Origin of the sequence: Paenibacillus kyungheensis, from assembly GCF_028606985.1 — a bacterium.
GTDB lineage: Bacteria > Bacillota > Bacilli > Paenibacillales > Paenibacillaceae > Saccharibacillus > Saccharibacillus kyungheensis.
Genome location: NZ_CP117416.1, coordinates 1,751,075 through 1,767,077, shown reverse-complemented (window position 1 = coordinate 1,767,077; position 16,003 = coordinate 1,751,075). Strand labels below are relative to the sequence as shown.

16 protein-coding genes are annotated in these 16,003 nt (G+C 39.9%); 6 read left to right on the top strand and 10 right to left on the bottom strand.

Annotated features, from left to right (window positions below):
• Positions 1 to 99: 99 nt before the first annotated feature.
• Positions 100 to 297, bottom strand: coding sequence for a cold shock domain-containing protein (locus PQ456_RS07735; protein ID WP_069327064.1), 198 nt, complete (start codon positions 295 to 297; stop codon positions 100 to 102).
• A gap of 153 nt (positions 298 to 450) precedes the next feature.
• Between PQ456_RS07735 and PQ456_RS07730 the strand changes: the two genes are divergently transcribed.
• From PQ456_RS07730 to PQ456_RS07710, 5 genes are all read left to right on the top strand, one after another.
• Positions 451 to 681, top strand: coding sequence for a hypothetical protein (locus PQ456_RS07730; protein WP_204824752.1), 231 nt, complete (start codon positions 451 to 453; stop codon positions 679 to 681).
• 9 nt (positions 682 to 690) lie between these two features.
• Positions 691 to 879: a hypothetical protein gene (locus PQ456_RS07725; protein ID WP_273615599.1), complete on the top strand. Its 189-nt coding sequence runs from the start codon at positions 691 to 693 to the stop codon at positions 877 to 879.
• A 111-nt stretch (positions 880 to 990) separates the two neighbouring features.
• A complete protein-coding gene (gene pepF, locus PQ456_RS07720) occupies positions 991 to 2,781 on the top strand; it encodes an oligoendopeptidase F (protein WP_273615598.1) in 1,791 nt (596 codons plus the stop codon).
• 153 nt (positions 2,782 to 2,934) lie between these two features.
• Entirely contained in the window at positions 2,935 to 3,285 is a 351-nt protein-coding gene (locus tag PQ456_RS07715; protein ID WP_273615597.1) for a LapA family protein, read from the top strand.
• 237 nt (positions 3,286 to 3,522) lie between these two features.
• On the top strand, positions 3,523 to 4,563 hold the full coding sequence (locus PQ456_RS07710) for a M42 family metallopeptidase (protein WP_273615596.1): 1,041 nt from the start codon (positions 3,523 to 3,525) through the stop codon (positions 4,561 to 4,563).
• Positions 4,564 to 4,703: 140 nt separating this feature from the next.
• Here PQ456_RS07710 and PQ456_RS07705 read toward each other — a convergent pair whose 3' ends face one another.
• The 9 genes from PQ456_RS07705 to PQ456_RS07665 all read right to left on the bottom strand — a co-directional run bounded on the left by PQ456_RS07705 (position 4,704) and on the right by PQ456_RS07665 (position 14,311).
• Positions 4,704 to 6,644, bottom strand: coding sequence for an ABC-F family ATP-binding cassette domain-containing protein (locus tag PQ456_RS07705; protein WP_273615595.1), 1,941 nt, complete (start codon positions 6,642 to 6,644; stop codon positions 4,704 to 4,706).
• Entirely contained in the window at positions 6,641 to 7,264 is a 624-nt protein-coding gene (locus PQ456_RS07700; protein WP_273615594.1) for a TetR/AcrR family transcriptional regulator, read from the bottom strand. The genes PQ456_RS07705 and PQ456_RS07700 overlap by 4 nt, the downstream gene beginning before the upstream one ends.
• A 12-nt stretch (positions 7,265 to 7,276) precedes the next feature.
• The gene (locus PQ456_RS07695) at positions 7,277 to 8,113 is read right to left on the bottom strand and encodes a DUF92 domain-containing protein (RefSeq protein ID WP_273615593.1); all 837 of its coding nucleotides are present in this window, start codon (positions 8,111 to 8,113) and stop codon (positions 7,277 to 7,279) included.
• Positions 8,113 to 8,736 (bottom strand): fumarylacetoacetate hydrolase family protein, encoded by a 624-nt coding sequence (locus tag PQ456_RS07690; protein WP_273615592.1) that lies wholly within the window; start codon positions 8,734 to 8,736, stop codon positions 8,113 to 8,115. The genes PQ456_RS07695 and PQ456_RS07690 overlap by 1 nt, the downstream gene beginning before the upstream one ends.
• Positions 8,737 to 8,782: 46 nt before the next feature.
• The gene (locus PQ456_RS07685; protein WP_273615591.1) at positions 8,783 to 10,291 is read right to left on the bottom strand and encodes a CapA family protein; all 1,509 of its coding nucleotides are present in this window, start codon (positions 10,289 to 10,291) and stop codon (positions 8,783 to 8,785) included.
• Positions 10,292 to 10,559: 268 nt separating this feature from the next.
• Positions 10,560 to 11,993: a protoporphyrinogen oxidase gene (gene hemG / locus PQ456_RS07680; protein ID WP_273615590.1), complete on the bottom strand. Its 1,434-nt coding sequence runs from the start codon at positions 11,991 to 11,993 to the stop codon at positions 10,560 to 10,562.
• The gene (gene hemH, locus PQ456_RS07675; RefSeq protein WP_273615589.1) at positions 11,993 to 12,940 is read right to left on the bottom strand and encodes a ferrochelatase; all 948 of its coding nucleotides are present in this window, start codon (positions 12,938 to 12,940) and stop codon (positions 11,993 to 11,995) included. The genes hemG and hemH overlap by 1 nt, the downstream gene beginning before the upstream one ends.
• 53 nt (positions 12,941 to 12,993) lie before the next feature.
• Positions 12,994 to 14,052, bottom strand: a complete 1,059-nt coding sequence (gene hemE / locus PQ456_RS07670; RefSeq protein ID WP_273615588.1) for a uroporphyrinogen decarboxylase — start codon at positions 14,050 to 14,052, stop codon at positions 12,994 to 12,996.
• Between the two features lie 130 nt (positions 14,053 to 14,182).
• Entirely contained in the window at positions 14,183 to 14,311 is a 129-nt protein-coding gene (locus PQ456_RS07665) for a hypothetical protein (protein WP_273615587.1), read from the bottom strand.
• A 389-nt stretch (positions 14,312 to 14,700) separates the two neighbouring features.
• Here PQ456_RS07665 and PQ456_RS07660 point away from each other — a divergent pair, with 389 nt between their 5' ends.
• A complete protein-coding gene (locus PQ456_RS07660; RefSeq protein WP_273616275.1) occupies positions 14,701 to 15,957 on the top strand; it encodes an MFS transporter in 1,257 nt (418 codons plus the stop codon).
• Positions 15,958 to 16,003: the final 46 nt, after the last annotated feature.

Genomic DNA, 16,003 nt, shown 5'->3' with positions numbered 1-16,003 from the left:
CCCTTGAAATGAATCAAGGAAACTTGCGCTTTTACTAACATATGGATGAACATTCAATGAATGCTCAATATATAAGTGATCCGTTACCGGATATCGGTCTTATAATTTAATTACGTTAGCTGCTTGAGGACCACGGTTACCTTCAGTGATGTCGAATTCTACCGCTTGACCTTCATCTAACGATTTAAAACCATCGCTTTGAATAGCTGAGAAATGTACGAATACGTCTTCTCCACCTTCAACTTCAATAAATCCGAAACCTTTTTCTGCATTAAACCATTTAACTGTACCTTTCATTCAAAAAACCTCCTAGAATATCGCCATATATGACGCATGAACCTAGTATAACGTACATGTTCTGAAATAGCAAATAAAACAGCTGTTATGATTTGCAATTAATGAAGGCAAAGGGTATGATTTTAGCAAACGAACAGGGAGTAGAATACTATAATGATAAAAAAACACCAGATTTATAAAAAAGACAATTGGAATATGATGACTGTTGAAGTTCAAGGACGCAAAATCGTACTGAGAGAAATCTCTGACGAATGGGGCGAAGAAACACATGATTTCTTGAGTCGTCCAGCTTTGATGCAATGGGCAAGTGATCGTTTTCCTAAAGAACGCTTTGAGACAGAAGCCGAATGGGAAGAAATTATGAATGCTTTCCGGGAGGTATAACCTTTTCCAATGAATTATACAGCGATTGTCATATTTATTATTCTTGCTTTTTTGCAAGGGTTTGTACTGATTGCTTATAAGGAAACCATTCCAGCGCCTTTAAAGCGCTGGCTTGCTATTTTTGCTATTGTCATGTTATTGATTGCGTTCTTCTTAATGATCTACGGATTTTTGGTTGCCGTTAACCCTAACACATAATATAGCTTGATGTAGATCAATGTACTCTGACGCTGAATGGATTATACCCAAATCAGTGCTATTCATTTCAAATATCTATTCATAATTATTGCTCAAGAGGAGGATTTATTTATGCAGCAAATACTTAAACGGTCTGAAGTGTCACAGGAAAATTGCTGGAATTTATCCGATCTGTTCGCAGATCAACAAGCTTGGGATCAAGCGTATGACAAAGTAAAACAAGAATTGCCTGAAGCGGCTCAATTACAAGGTAAACTTCATACTGCTGAAGCAGTTAAGTCGGCATTTGAGCTAGAAGATCGTATCGGTCTACAGGTAGAACAATTATATGCGTATGCTCATATGCATCAGGATGAAGATACAACGAATCCTACATATCAGGCATTATCGCAAAAAGTTAAAAAATTAGGCGTAGAATTGGGACAAGCTCTTTCTTTTATCACACCTGAAATTCTAGGTCTGTCTGATGAGAAGTTAGATGAATTGCTAGAGTCTTCTCTTCTCGCTCCTTACCGCTTTACGCTACAAGAAATGAAACGGGAAAAAGCACATGTGTTATCACAAGCGGAAGAAGCTTTGTTAGCACAAGTAGGTAACCTGTCTCAAGCACCACAGACGATTTTTGGGATGTTGAATAATGCAGATATGAAATTCCCTAACATTATTGATGAAAATGGTAATGAAGTAGAACTTACTCATGGTCGTTATATTCAATTTTTGGAAAATCCGAATCGTGAATTACGTGAACGTGCATTCAAAGCGATTTACAGTGCATATGCTCGTCAAAAAAATACGATTGGTGCTACATTAACTGCCAATATCAACAAAAATATGTTCTATGCAAATGTACGTAAATATCCATCTGTTTTGGAAAAAGCACTTTATGGAGATAATATTCCTAAAGAAGTGTATACGAATCTGATTGAGACGATTCATGAAGGTCTTCCTCTACTGCATCGCTATATTGCGTTACGCAAAAAATTACTTGGTGTAGATGAACTGCATATGTATGATCTATTTGCTCCACTTGTAGATGAATTCAAAATGGATATCACTTATGAAGAAGCAAAAGCAACAGTAGCAGAAGGCCTCAAACCACTCGGTGAAGATTATCAACAAGCGCTTCAAGCCGGTTACAACGAAGGCTGGATCGATGTGTATGAAAATGAAGGAAAACGTACAGGTGCTTATAGCTGGGGTGCTTATGGTGTCCATCCTTACGTTCTACTGAATCACAAAGACAATCTAAATAGTATGTTTACACTTGCTCACGAAATGGGTCATGCACTGCATAGTTATTATTCAGACAATGCTCTTCCTTATCGTGATGCACAATACACTATTTTCCTTGCAGAAGTGGCTTCGACCACGAATGAAGCATTATTAATGGATTATCTTTTGAAAAAATCGACTGATCCAAAAGAAAAAATGTACTTGTTAACTTATTATGCAGATCAATTCCGTACGACAGTTTTCCGTCAGACGATGTTTGCAGAATTTGAAATGATTACACATGCTCGTGCAGAAGCTGGCGAGTCCCTAACTCCACAAGAACTATCCAAAATCTACTATGACCTGAATGTGAAATATCATGGTGAAGGTATGCATGTAGATCAAGATATCGAAATGGAATGGGCACGTATTCCGCATTTCTATAATAGCTTCTATGTATATAAATATGCGACAGGCTTCTCTGCTGCAACTAGCTTCTCCAAACAAATTTTGGAAGAAGGACAATCTGCGGTAGATCGTTATACTGGTTTCCTGAAAAGCGGCGGTAGCGATTATTCTATCAATATTCTTGCCAAAGCAGGTGTTGATATGTCTACTCCAGCTCCTATTCGTGAAGCTATGAGTGTATTCGAAGCTCTAATTACTGAAATGGAACAGTTAGCAAAGTAAGTATTGAACATCGGTGAATCACACCCAGACCTTGCATTTCCTCCAATATTCGCCCAATACTTGTAAAGACATGTTTACAATAGGACTGTTTGCGTTTTATAGATTAGATAAGGAAAGATTTGACCTTATGCTAATTTGAGGGGGTTATTTATTTTGAAAATGCAATGGATGCTTATTTTAGGTTTGATATTTGCACTGATTACCGCGGTGTTTGCCGTAATTAACGTGAATCCAGTACAGGTCAATCTTTATTTCAATGTAGTACAAGTACCTTTAATTCTTTTGATTATTGGATGCGCTTTGTTAGGTGGTCTAATTGTAGGATTTTATGGTATCTATCGTCAGTACCGTTTACAGCGTGAGATCAAACAACTGAAAGCAGAGTTAGCTCAGGTTCCAGCTGCTACGACTCCTTTGACTACATCATCTGTAGACAATGATCCGCTTAAACCGATGTATACTGATAATGATACGACTGCAACTTCTTTTTCTAACCGTAAGTAATTCATGCTGAAAAGCTACATGTAATTACTTGCTGATCAAGATGAAAAACCACTTATCTTTTGTTGTCTGATTTCAGTCAACAGATAAGTGGTTTTTTTGTTGGTTATTTTTTGAATCCATGATGGATATCCTATTTGTCAAAACAGAATATGAATCTATCTCCGTTCATCAGTAGCATGTTATTGTAGTCACTGGATATTGTTAAAATTGGATTTATTATAAAGGAGACCTTTTATTATGACGATAACGATCAATCAAGATTATACGATCTCTTTGCTTACAGAATTATTATCTACTGCTAGTCCTACAGGATTCACTCACGATATTATCAAGCGGATTGCAGAAGAAGCAGGCAAATTTGGTGTAACTACAGAATACAATCAAAAAGGCGGTCTGATTTTGACATTAGACGGTCAGGATGATTCCAAAACGATTGCTTTAAGCGCACATGTTGATACACTAGGTGCGATGGTACGTGCCATTAAGCCACAAGGAACGATCCGATTTACAATTCTAGGTGGATTCAGTATGAACAGTATTGAAAATGAATACTGCACGATTCATACACGTAGTGGCAAAACGTATACAGGGACTATTTTGTCTATTCAACCTTCTGTTCACGTATATGATGAAGCTCGCGGACTCAAACGTGAAGAAGAAAATATGGAAGTTCGAATTGATGAATTGGTAGATTCCAAAGAAGATGTCCAACAGCTTGGTATAGAAGTTGGAGATTATATTTCATTTGATGCACGTCCTGTCGTCACATCAAGCGGTTATATCAAGTCCCGTCATTTGGATGATAAAGCAAGTGTTGCTGCATTGTTTGCACTTTTAGAATCACAATACACCCAGAAATGGAAACCACAGTATCGCACTCAATTTCTTATTTCCAATTATGAAGAAGTAGGACATGGTACAGCTTATATTCCTGAAGGAATTCATGAAATGATCGCTGTAGATATGGGTTGTATTGGTGATGATCTCAGTTGTAAAGAAACAGATGTATCTATCTGTGCAAAAGATTCTTCCGGTCCTTATGATTATGAAATGACAGGCAAATTAATTGAATTGGCTCAAGCAGGAAATATTGCTTATGCGATCGATGTATATCCTCACTATGGTTCAGATGCTTCTGCTGCTCTACGTGCTGGTAATAATATTCGTGCAGCCTTAATCGGGCCTGGTGTACATGCTTCCCACTCTATGGAACGTACTCATACCGATGCTGTTATCAATACAGCCAAGTTGCTAGGTGCTTATATTACTGCTAAATAAACATAGGGTGCATCCCTTGTGAATTAACAAAAAACCTTCTTTCTTATCATTTCTGACGAGAAAGAAGGTTTTTTGATATATACTGCTGATATCCTACTAAGATGCTTGTACAATAACAGTCGTTGCAAATCGAATCTAATTTAGTTCTGACTTTGTGCTATCTTTTCAGCCAGTTCGGTTAGATACGTCCAGCGTTCCATAAGATGCTCTAGATGCTTCTCAGTTGCTGTCTGCTCAGCCATCAGCTCTTGCAGTCTTACAGAGTCACTGAACGCTTTCTCCATATCATTTGTAAGATCGACTAGCTTCTGCTCTGTTGCTGCAATATCATCATCAATTTTTTCATATTCTAATTGCTCTTTGTATGAGAATTTTAATTTATTCCGCCAAGCGTTTTTGTCTGGCGCAGGTGCTTTTTCTTTTACAGGTTCTACTGCTTTGGGTGCTACGACTGGTGTACTAGCTGCTTTAGCACTTTTGGCAAGATCAGCGATTCGCTCTTCATAATCACTGTAATTCCCTGCATGAATACTAACTTGACCTTCACCTTCAAAAGCAAAGATGCGATCACACGTACGATCTAGGAAGTAGCGATCATGTGAGACCGAGAACACAACGCCAGGGAACTCATCAAGATACTGTTCCAGAACGGTTAATGTAGTGATATCCAGATCATTGGTAGGCTCATCCAGTAACAATACGTTAGGTGCACCCATCAATACACGTAGCAAATACAGTCTACGCTTTTCGCCACCCGATAATTTGGAGATCGGTGTCCATTGTGCTGCTGGTGTAAATAAAAAGCGCTCTAGCATTTGTGAAGCAGAAATTTTGCTACCATCTGCGGTTTCGACTACTTCTGCTACATCTTTGATATATTCGATCACACGCATCGATTCATCCATTTCTTGATGTTCCTGCGTGAAATAGCCAAATTTAACAGTCTGACCTGTAACCACATTACCTTCACTAGCAACCAGACGACCGGATACCAGATTGAGTAATGTCGATTTACCACGTCCATTAGGTCCTACAATTCCGATACGATCTCCTGGAACTGCATGATACGTCAGATCGTGAATGAGTTCTTTGCCACCAAGTGTTAAAGAAACATGATCCAACTCTACAATTTGCTTACCAAGACGAGATGAAATGGCTGACATATCCATCGCTTCATCACGACGACCAGGTCCATCATTTTTCAATTGTTCAAAACGGTTAATACGTGCTTGTTGTTTGGTTGTACGTGCTTTGGCTCCACGTCTGATCCATGCTAATTCACGACGTAATAGATTTTGACGTTTGTCTTCTGATGCTGCTTCTCGTTCTTCACGCTCTGCTTTGAGTTCAAGAAAACGTGAATAGTTGGCTTCATAACGATACAGACTACCATGATCCAGTTCGATCATGACATTTGCAACACGATCTAGGAAGTAGCGATCATGGGTGATCATTAGTAAAGCGCCACGACGCTTTTGCAAAAATTGTTCTAACCATGTAATCGAATCATGATCAATATGGTTGGTAGGCTCATCTAAAATTAATAGATCAGAGGGTTGAATAAGTGCAGACGCTAGCGCTACCCGTTTACGTTGACCACCGGATAGTGTACCCATTAGAGCATCATAATGATGAATGCCTAATTTGGACAAAATATTTTTGGCTTCACTTTCAAGTGACCATGCATCCAGACGTTCCAATTCTTGATTCAAATGAATCAATTGCTCTAATACAGCTTCGTCTTCGGGATGAGTCTCTAATTGTTCCAGTACATTCATGTATGCACCGACAATTTGAAGTTCTTCTCCGCCACCATCAAATACCTGACGTAACACGGTTGCTTCTGGATCATAAGGTGGATTCTGTGCTAGATAACGAATACGCAATCCATTATTTAATGTCACACGTCCACTTTCTGTACTTTCCATGCCTGCAATCACTTTAAGAAAAGTCGATTTCCCTGTTCCATTGACTCCGACGATTCCGATTTTATCTTGATCTTCCATCCCAAATGAAGCATTTTCAAACAATACTTTTTCGCCGTAACTTTTGGAGATTGACTCCACTGTCATAATATTCATTGTGACTCACCTTCTTGGGAATTGTCCCGGTCTATTTGATCCTGATGATCTCCCGAATGATTACATCCTTCTAAAAACAAACGTGCTACAAAATCTGTCCGTTCATGAAGTTGTTCTATCGGAAATTCAGGGTTGAATAAAATATCCATACGTATGCGATCCAGCATTCCAATATAGGATTCTGCACACCATACAGGCTGAGATACGCCACCTTCTGTGAGTACTTTCTCTACAGCTTGCATATAACGCAACATAAACTGCTTCATATAATCCATAAGTTCAGGATCATTGTTGGGCGTACGGAAAAATAACTTGGTACGATGTTTGCGTTCAAAATAATACATCGAATGATGCTTAGCAATGACCAGTAAGCGTTCTGCCATCGTACTACAATTTTGCAAATTAGTATCTAAACCGCCGAGAAAATGTTCGCAATCTCGACGAGTAACTGCCATAAATAGTTCTTCTTTGCTTTTAAAATATAAATATACAGTGCCTTTCGCTATTCCCGCCTGGTGTGCGATATCTGAAATTTTGGTCTCATAAAATCCATTGGAACCAAAAAGATCGTAAGCAGCATCCAAAATCAATTCTAACTTTTCACCTGTGGTGCTGCTCATTAGCCCACTCTCCTATACCCATAAAAATATCAATGCTACCACTCCACCGATAATAGAGCTAAGCCCATTCACAATATCATTAGTCATCCATGACCAGCCACGTAAGTAGGATGTTGGACGATTACAGTGTACTTTGGTTTCTACGACTTTGCCGCAGACCTCGCATTGATACATGACTTGTACGGTTGCTCCTAAAAATGAATCGGCAAAACAACCAGCTAATCCGCCAATCAATCCAACAAGTGGCAATAGACCAATAGTAAGTATACCATCTTTAGCTCCAACACTGCTTGATTCTATAGATGCACCTGACCATAACGAAAATGCCCATGCCGCTAGACCGATCATCAATGCCCCTATTGCGGCTGCGACTGTACCACGAACCGATACCCCGCCTGAAGCTCCTGGTTCTAATACACGACCATTCAATACAGAGCGCGGAGGCTTGCGACTAAGGCTTCCCCATTCAGTCGCCCATGTATCTGCTGTAACAGTCGCCATCACGCCTACAAAAGCATATATCCATGCTGGATGAGGTATCACAGCATGACCCAGGCACAGAATCATACCCAATCCACCGTTAGCAAATACTTGCCCTGCATCACGACGTGACGTTTTGGCATAATCTTGTTCTAATTTACGTTTGCGTTCGCCTTTCATTTTGGACAGCAGACTACCACTGATAAAAAATAAAATAAGCAAGCCAAACCATAATAGATTCCCTGCTCCATAATAAATGGTACCCATAATAGCTGCCGCATAGGCACCCGAACCGGATAACCACTGCTTTTTATACGCAAGTGCAGCGATTAATCCGGCGCATACTGCACCAATCAACCAATCTAACATTATTCAGCGATCCGGCACTTACCTACAGAAGCGCCTGCATAGATTAATTCAAATGTATCGCCAGTTGCTACAGGGCCTACACCTTCAGGCGTACCTGTAAAAATAATATCGCCGGCTGCAAGTCCATAATTGTCTCCGATATGAGCAATAATCGTTTCAAGGGAAAAGATCATATTGCGTGTGTATCCTAGCTGAACTTGTTGATCGTTTTTGAGCAAAGCAAAAGGTTGTTCAGCCCATGTAGCGGCATCCGGGAAAGGAACAAAAGCAGTCAATGGTGCAGAGTTTTTGAATCCTTTCGCTGCTGTCCATGGATGTCCTTTTTTCTTGAGTACACTTTGTACATCACGCAATGTAAAATCGATTCCAAGTGCTAATCCATCTACCATTTGTTCTACTGAAAGACCAGGTTCATAATTGCATCCAATTCGAATTACTAACTCGGCTTCATAATGAATTTCACCTTTGTCTTTGGGTAATACCAATTCAGCCTGTTCTAGAGGTACAGCTGCATGAGAAGGTTTCATAAAAATCATCGGTTCAGTCGGTACTTCATTCCCTAATTCTTCAGCATGAAGACGATAATTACGACCTACACAATATACGTTTTGAATAGCAGTCATTGTACATTCTCCTCTGTGATCAATAATATATGATGAATACATGAGATTAACTAGCGATAGCATTTCCTTTGGTATCAAATGCAATACTACTGGATAGTGTTTGTAATCGTTTGAGTAATGCTTGTGCTTTGTCTGATGTCATAGGTACAGGTTGACCTAACTCTGCGGTATATGGAATCACCTGCATACTGCAATCACCGTTTACTGTACATTTGGCTTGAAATACACCGGTATCCCATGTCTTCTCCACCAATGAACGGGTAAAAATAAAATTGCCTGTACTGTAAGCAATCCATTTTCCTTTGTAATGCTCTAGCCCTTGTAACACATGCGGATGACCGCCAATAACAAGATCAGCTCCTGCATCGACAAATGTATGTGCTAGATCACTTTGATGATCTGCAAGAGTATCTGAACGTTCGATGCCCCAGTGAGCGACGACAACGACAAGATCGGCTTTGCTTTTGGCTTCGCGAATAGCTGCCTGCGCAGCTGTTGCATCATAAGCTGTCGCTACACCTGCTTGATTCTTACCAGCATTCCAACTGGTTTCTGGAATGACTCGACTAAATCCCAAAAGAGCAATTTTAATTCCTTTACGATCAAAATAAACCGGTTGGTACGCACGAGCACTGTCTTTGCCAGCTCCTACATAAGCAATCCCACTTTGATCCAGTTGAGTAATCGTATCGGTTAATCCTGTAATGCCTTGATCCAAAATATGATTGTTTGCTAAATTTACTGCGTCAATACCTGCTTGCGCCATATGTGGAAGCGCTTGAGGCGATGATTTAAAAGCATATGTTTTGTCAGCGGCCGTTGTATTTGAATCAGTCACAGGCGTTTCTAGATTCACCACTGTTAGATCATCCGAAGTAAACGAACCTTTAACATATTGATATGGATAATCATATCCTGCTTTCGCTAACTTTTCACCGACTTTTCCTGAAAACATCACATCTCCGCCAAAATTAAGCGTCACCGTCTGACCGGATGGTGTTGTGTTAGTAGCAGGCTGAAGTGCTTTGTTGGACGAATCTGAAGATGATTCAGAAGGTGCTGGCGTATTAGTAGATGAATCCGATGTTGTTGTCTGTTCTGGCGCTTTATCGGTTGCTGTAGATTCATTAGATGGTGTATCCGATGATTGCGAGTCTGTTTCTTCTGCACTTTGCTCCAAATCAGAAGGTTGTGCTTCTTGATCATCAGTTGACGTCTGATCTAGATGCTCTACATCTCCTTCTGTCTTAGAAAGTGAAAGATCATTCTCATTGTCATTTTCATGATCTGATAGCTCTGAAGAATCATTGTTTTCTATAGCAGGATCAGGTACATCTTGATCTGATCTATTTGCCGGATCTAATGTATTATCTGTCTGAACACTCGAAGCTTGCTGTACTTCCTGTGGCTTGATATGAAGCCAGTAATAACCGCCAAGCGCAACAATAGACAGAACCAGCACAGTGTTAAACATGATCCAATAACGGATCCGTTTTTGACGCTGTTTTTTTGCTTGCTGACGCTGACGAGATTGTTGAGACCTTGTTGTGTACATAACGAACTCCTTTAAAGCATAAAATAGTTTACTATACCAAATGTCTTTTTGACTATATCGAATCATACAGACCATTTGTAGCATTTTACACTTTGTCTATTATAACAGGTTATAGTTGTTCGGCAAAAGCTGACCTCTCTATACAAGAAAACCTTCTGTTGTGTTTGATCTCTATGACACATCCATCCAAGTGTATAAAATATACGACGGATAGATGTGTTCAAAAGACTTTGCACAACAGAAGGTTGCTTATACAGCTATATGATTATTACGAATGACTATTAGAAAATGAAGTCACTCGTTCTGCTTCTTTTATCGCCATTTCTTTGGCTGTACGAATACAGTCAGGTAGTCCTACACCATCGTATCCTGCTCCAAGTGCTAATACGCCTGGATATTGTGCTGCTAATTGAGCACGTAGCATCGCAATATTATCCATATGCCCTACTGGATATTGAGGCATCGAATGATGAAGTCGTGTAATCTCGGTAAATAATGGCTGTGCATCAATACCCATCAATTCGCGCATATCATGTAGCACTTTCGCTGTAATCTGTTCATCCGTTTCATCAACAACTTGCTCATCACCAGAACGTCCTACATAGAAACGCATCAGTACACGATCATCTGGACTGGTATGAAGCCATTTAGTGGATGTCCATGTACATGCTGTAATCGTGCGACCTTCTTTACGCGGTACAAGGAAGCCAGAACCATCATATTCTGTCTCAATATCTTTGCGATCAAATGCCATAACGACATTGGCTACAGATACATAATTGATCATCTCTAACGCTTTGGTATCTACCAGCGGCTTCAACAATTTGGAAGCGGCAAATGTCTGTACAGTGACAATCACATGATCGGCAACAACTTCTTGTCCATCACTTAATAACACAATATACGTACCATCTGCTTGAGGCTGAATCGATTGTACACCTGTATTCAGACGTAGATCTGCTGTAGATAATGATTCACCAAGACGATTAATCAGACTTTGTAATCCATTGCGGAACGTTAGAAATGCACTTTTCTTTGTACCTGTGTGCGTTTCTACAGGCTTACTCCCTGTATTCATTCCTTTGATCAAGCTACCATATTCACGTTCCACGACACCAAATTGCGGGAAAGTAGCTTGCAGACTTAACTTGCGTGTATCTCCAGCATAAATGCCTGCAAGCAATGGCTCGGTTACATTTTCCAATACTTCTTTTCCCAGACGACGTTCGATAAAGTCACCTAACGATTCGTCTTTGCCATCCATTTTGGCAGGTAATAGAAAATCATCCAATGCACGAATTTTGCCATCCATCGACAATAGATCACTTTCCATAAATGATCTTAATTCTGTAGGAATACCAAGTACCAGACCGGAAGGCATCGGATGCAATTGACCATCATGCAAAATATACGTTTTTTTGGCATCAGGATTCGTGGTAACCAATTCATCTTCCATTCCAAGTTCTGTTGCTAGATCCACCATCGCTGTTTTGCGAGCAAGAAAAGAATCCGGCCCGCGTTCGATTACAAAACCATCACGTTGTAATGTGTTAACTTTTCCACCAATATGATCATCTTGATCTACAATCGTGATCTGTGCAGTAATTTCTGCTTCTTGCAAAAATTTGCGCATGTAGTAAGCGGCACTGAGTCCAGTCATCCCTGCGCCAATAACAACTACGCGGCGAGTAGATTGACTCATTACGCATACACCTCTTTATATTTACGAATGACTTCGTCTGCTAATACTTCCATATATAACGGATCAGTATTTAATGAATCAATACGCATAAGACGCATATCAATTTCAGTTGCTAATTCTTGTGCTTCAATATCCAGATCATACAATACTTCTAGATGATCAGATACGAATCCAATAGGAGCTACCAATACATATTTAACTTGTTCTTTAGCTAACTCTTGCATCGTGTCTAGTACATCTGGCCCTAACCAAGGCTCAGCAGTACGTCCGGCACTTTGCCATGTGAACTGCCATGAAGGTACATTAGCACGTTCAGCAATCGCTTTGGAAGTCTCCATCAATTGATCACGATAAGGATCACCCATAGTCAAAATACGTTCAGGTAGACTATGTGCACTAAACAATACACGTACTTGCTCACGCGTCGCACCTGTTTCTTCAAACAGCTCTAATTTAGCATTAACACGATTCGATAATGTTTCGATCAATTTAGGATGCAAATGATAACTTTCGATAAATGAGATCGGCAAGTTATGTTTTTCTGCTGTTTCTTTCGCACGTTTGATATAACTTGCTACACTCATTGTAGAATAATGAGGAGCGAGTACTATACCGACTGCTTCTGTAATTCCATCAGCTGCCATTTGTTCCACACCATCTTCAATAAATGGAAAAGCATGTTTTAACCCCTGGTAACATACAAATTCCAATTCGCTGTCTTTGGTATGTTCATTGAGCATATCTTGCATACCTTGAACTTGATTATCTGTATTTTCACGTAACGGAAACACACCGCCGACAATCGCTTCATAACGATCTTTTAACTCTTTTAATTGTTCAGGAGCAGGTGGATTCCCGCGACGGATATGTGTGTAATACGCTTCTACATCATCCAAGCTTGCTGGCGTACCATAAGACATAACCAAAACACCAATTTTTTTACTCATGATTCATTCTCTCCTTCAAATCGTATCGTTATTCTAGATTACCTATACATCCATTATTTCGAAGTGATGCGCTGACGAAGCACTTCTGCTGAATACTCATGGACATAATCTGTTAATTCTTTTAACTTATCAATCGAAGCTTCCGGGAATAGACCATGACCCAAGTTGAAAATGTACCCTGGATCTTGTAAGCCTTCATCAATAATCAATTTGGCTTGTTCATGGATCAGTGAAGAAGGCCCGGTGAGCAAATAAGGATCAAGATTACCTTGTACCGCATATTTGTAATCTAACCGTTTGCGTGCTTCAGCAAGTGATACACGCCAATCAATACCGATCACATCTACAGGCAATTGACGAAGTTCCGGCAACAATTCTCCTGAGCTGACTCCCGGGAAATAAATCTTCGGTACATCCAAATCTTGAAGCTGATCAAAAATATATTGAATCGTTGGCAATACATACGTTTTGAAATCTCGTGGTGACAATGCTCCTACCCAGCTATCAAATAACTGGAATGCTTTGCCGCCATATTGTACATGGGCACGTAAATAGGTTGCTACCATATCTCCTAGCTTACGCATCAAGGAATGCCATAATTCCGGTTCACTATACATCATCGTTTTGGTACGAATATAGTTTTTGGAAGGTCTACCTTCGATCAAGTAGCTGGCAATGGTAAATGGTGCTCCTGCAAATGTAATCAACGGAACTTCTAATTCTTTATCCAAAATCTGAATCGTTTCTAAAATATGAGACAAATCTTGCTCTACTTGAATAGGACGTAACCGCTCGATATCAGCAGCACTACGAATCGGATTCGCTATGACCGGGCCAATATTTTTGACAATATCAAAATCGATACCGATCGATGCTACAGGGTTCATAATATCTGAATACAAAATAGCTGCATCTACACCTAACTTGCGTACAGGCATCATCGTCACTTCTGCTGCAAGTTCTGGTTGCAAGCAAATTTCAAGTAAACTGTAATTTTCTTTAATTTTGCGATAATCGGGATCATAACGTCCTGCTTGTCTCATATACCAGACAGGCAAACGATCTACGTCTTGTTTTCGACATGCGCGTATAAAGGAATCATTATATGTCATCTTTTTTCCTCCGCTGCTTAATAAAAATCTTTCTCCTATAGTGCATCGCACAATAAGATCTATATCTGCCGCTTCAATCTATAATGATTTTGGCATAACAAATTATGGTTCCTGTCTACAATCTCACTTATTAATTATGCCCTTTTTTAAGTGGTGGGACAACTCCCCAACCATGAACATCCCATGACAATCCGATGAATCTAGCGCTTGGCATCATAAGCGCTACATCTTCTACTCCAATAAAAAATGATTTTTGCATAGCAAAATATCTTACATAAAGCGCTTGGCATCATAAGCACTACATCCCCTACTCCAATAAAAAGTGATTTTTGCATAGCAAAATATCTTACATAAAGCGCTTGGCATCATAAGTGCTACATCCCCTACTCCAATAAAAAATGATTTTTGCTCAGCAAAATATCTTACATAAAGCGCTTGGCACCATAAGCGCTCTATCTCCTGCTCCAATAAAAAATGATTTTTGCTCAGCAAAATATCTTACATTCAGCACTTGGCATTATAAACGCTACATCTTTTACCTCATCAAAAATGATTTTACATAGCAAAATTTCTTTCTTTTCACCCCTAAAAAGTGTCTTCAATTATGGTATACTATATGAATGGACTTTTTTAAGGAAGTGAAACATGATGCAAGCATGGAAAGTAAATCTGATCGTGTTATGGTTTGGTCAATTTCTGGTTAATGCAGGAACCACAATGATCATTCCTTTTATAGCGCTCTATTTATCACAAGATATCGGCGTGCAAGGTGAACACCGGGTAGCAATCTGGTCCGGGGTTATTTTTGCTGCCAACTTTGTGACTTCATTTTTGTTCCAACCGTTGTGGGGCAAATTATCAGATCAGTATGGACGCAAAGTAATGCTACTTCGCTCTGGATTCGGGATGGCGATTGTATTTACAGCGATGGGCTTTGCAACTCAGCCGTGGCATCTACTTGTACTGCGATTATTGAACGGAACGATATCTGGCTTTAATCCAGCTTCGATATCTTTGATCTCCAGCAGTACACCCAAAGAAAAAATGGGCTTTGCAATGGGAATCAGCCAATCGGGAACAGTTGCCGGTAGTATACTAGGCCCGTTAATCGGTGGAATTATGGCAGATACAGTTGGATTCCGCTCGATTTTCTATATTACAGGAACATGTATTTTTATGGCGACATTGTTAGCTCTATTCCTTGTACGGGAGAAATTCGATCGTCTAGCTGCATCTAAAATGCCTAAAGTATCGGTGCTATCAGGATTCCGCGAACTTAGCTTAACCCCGCAATTGCCTGCATTATTTACAGTGACTTTACTGCTACAATTTGCGATGATCAGTCCGATGACACTGATGCCTTTGTATGTACAGAAATTACATGGGACAGCCGAAAATGTAGCTTTCTGGGCAGGGCTGGTGAGTGCAGTCACCGGATTATCCAATATGTTAATGGCTCCGATTCTAGGCAAAGTTAGTGATAAGTACGGAGCTCATCGGGTACTCACATTTTCATTAATAGGAGCAGGATTAATGTTAATCCCGCAAGCTTTTGTTCAAAGTGTAGAGCAATTGATTATTGTGCGCTTTATGATGGGGATCTGTATGGGTGGTCTACTGCCTAGCGTTAACTCATTAATTCGTTATTACACACCGGATGGTATGGAAAGTCGAGCTTTTGGATTTAACAGTAGTACAACAGCACTTGGTAATATGACAGGAGCAGTTATGGGCGGTGTCTTGGCAGGCTTTATCGGTATTGAAGGACTCTTTATTATGGCTGGGGTCTTATTATTGCTCAATATGGTATGGGTACGCACCAAATTGTACGTTAAACCTGGGGCATTAAAACACAATCCATCTAGCGCTTTAGAGTCTAAGCAAAGTCAGTATACTAAAAAGTGATATTGTCTTCATGATCTGAACGATTTAATTATGATTCGATATGAAA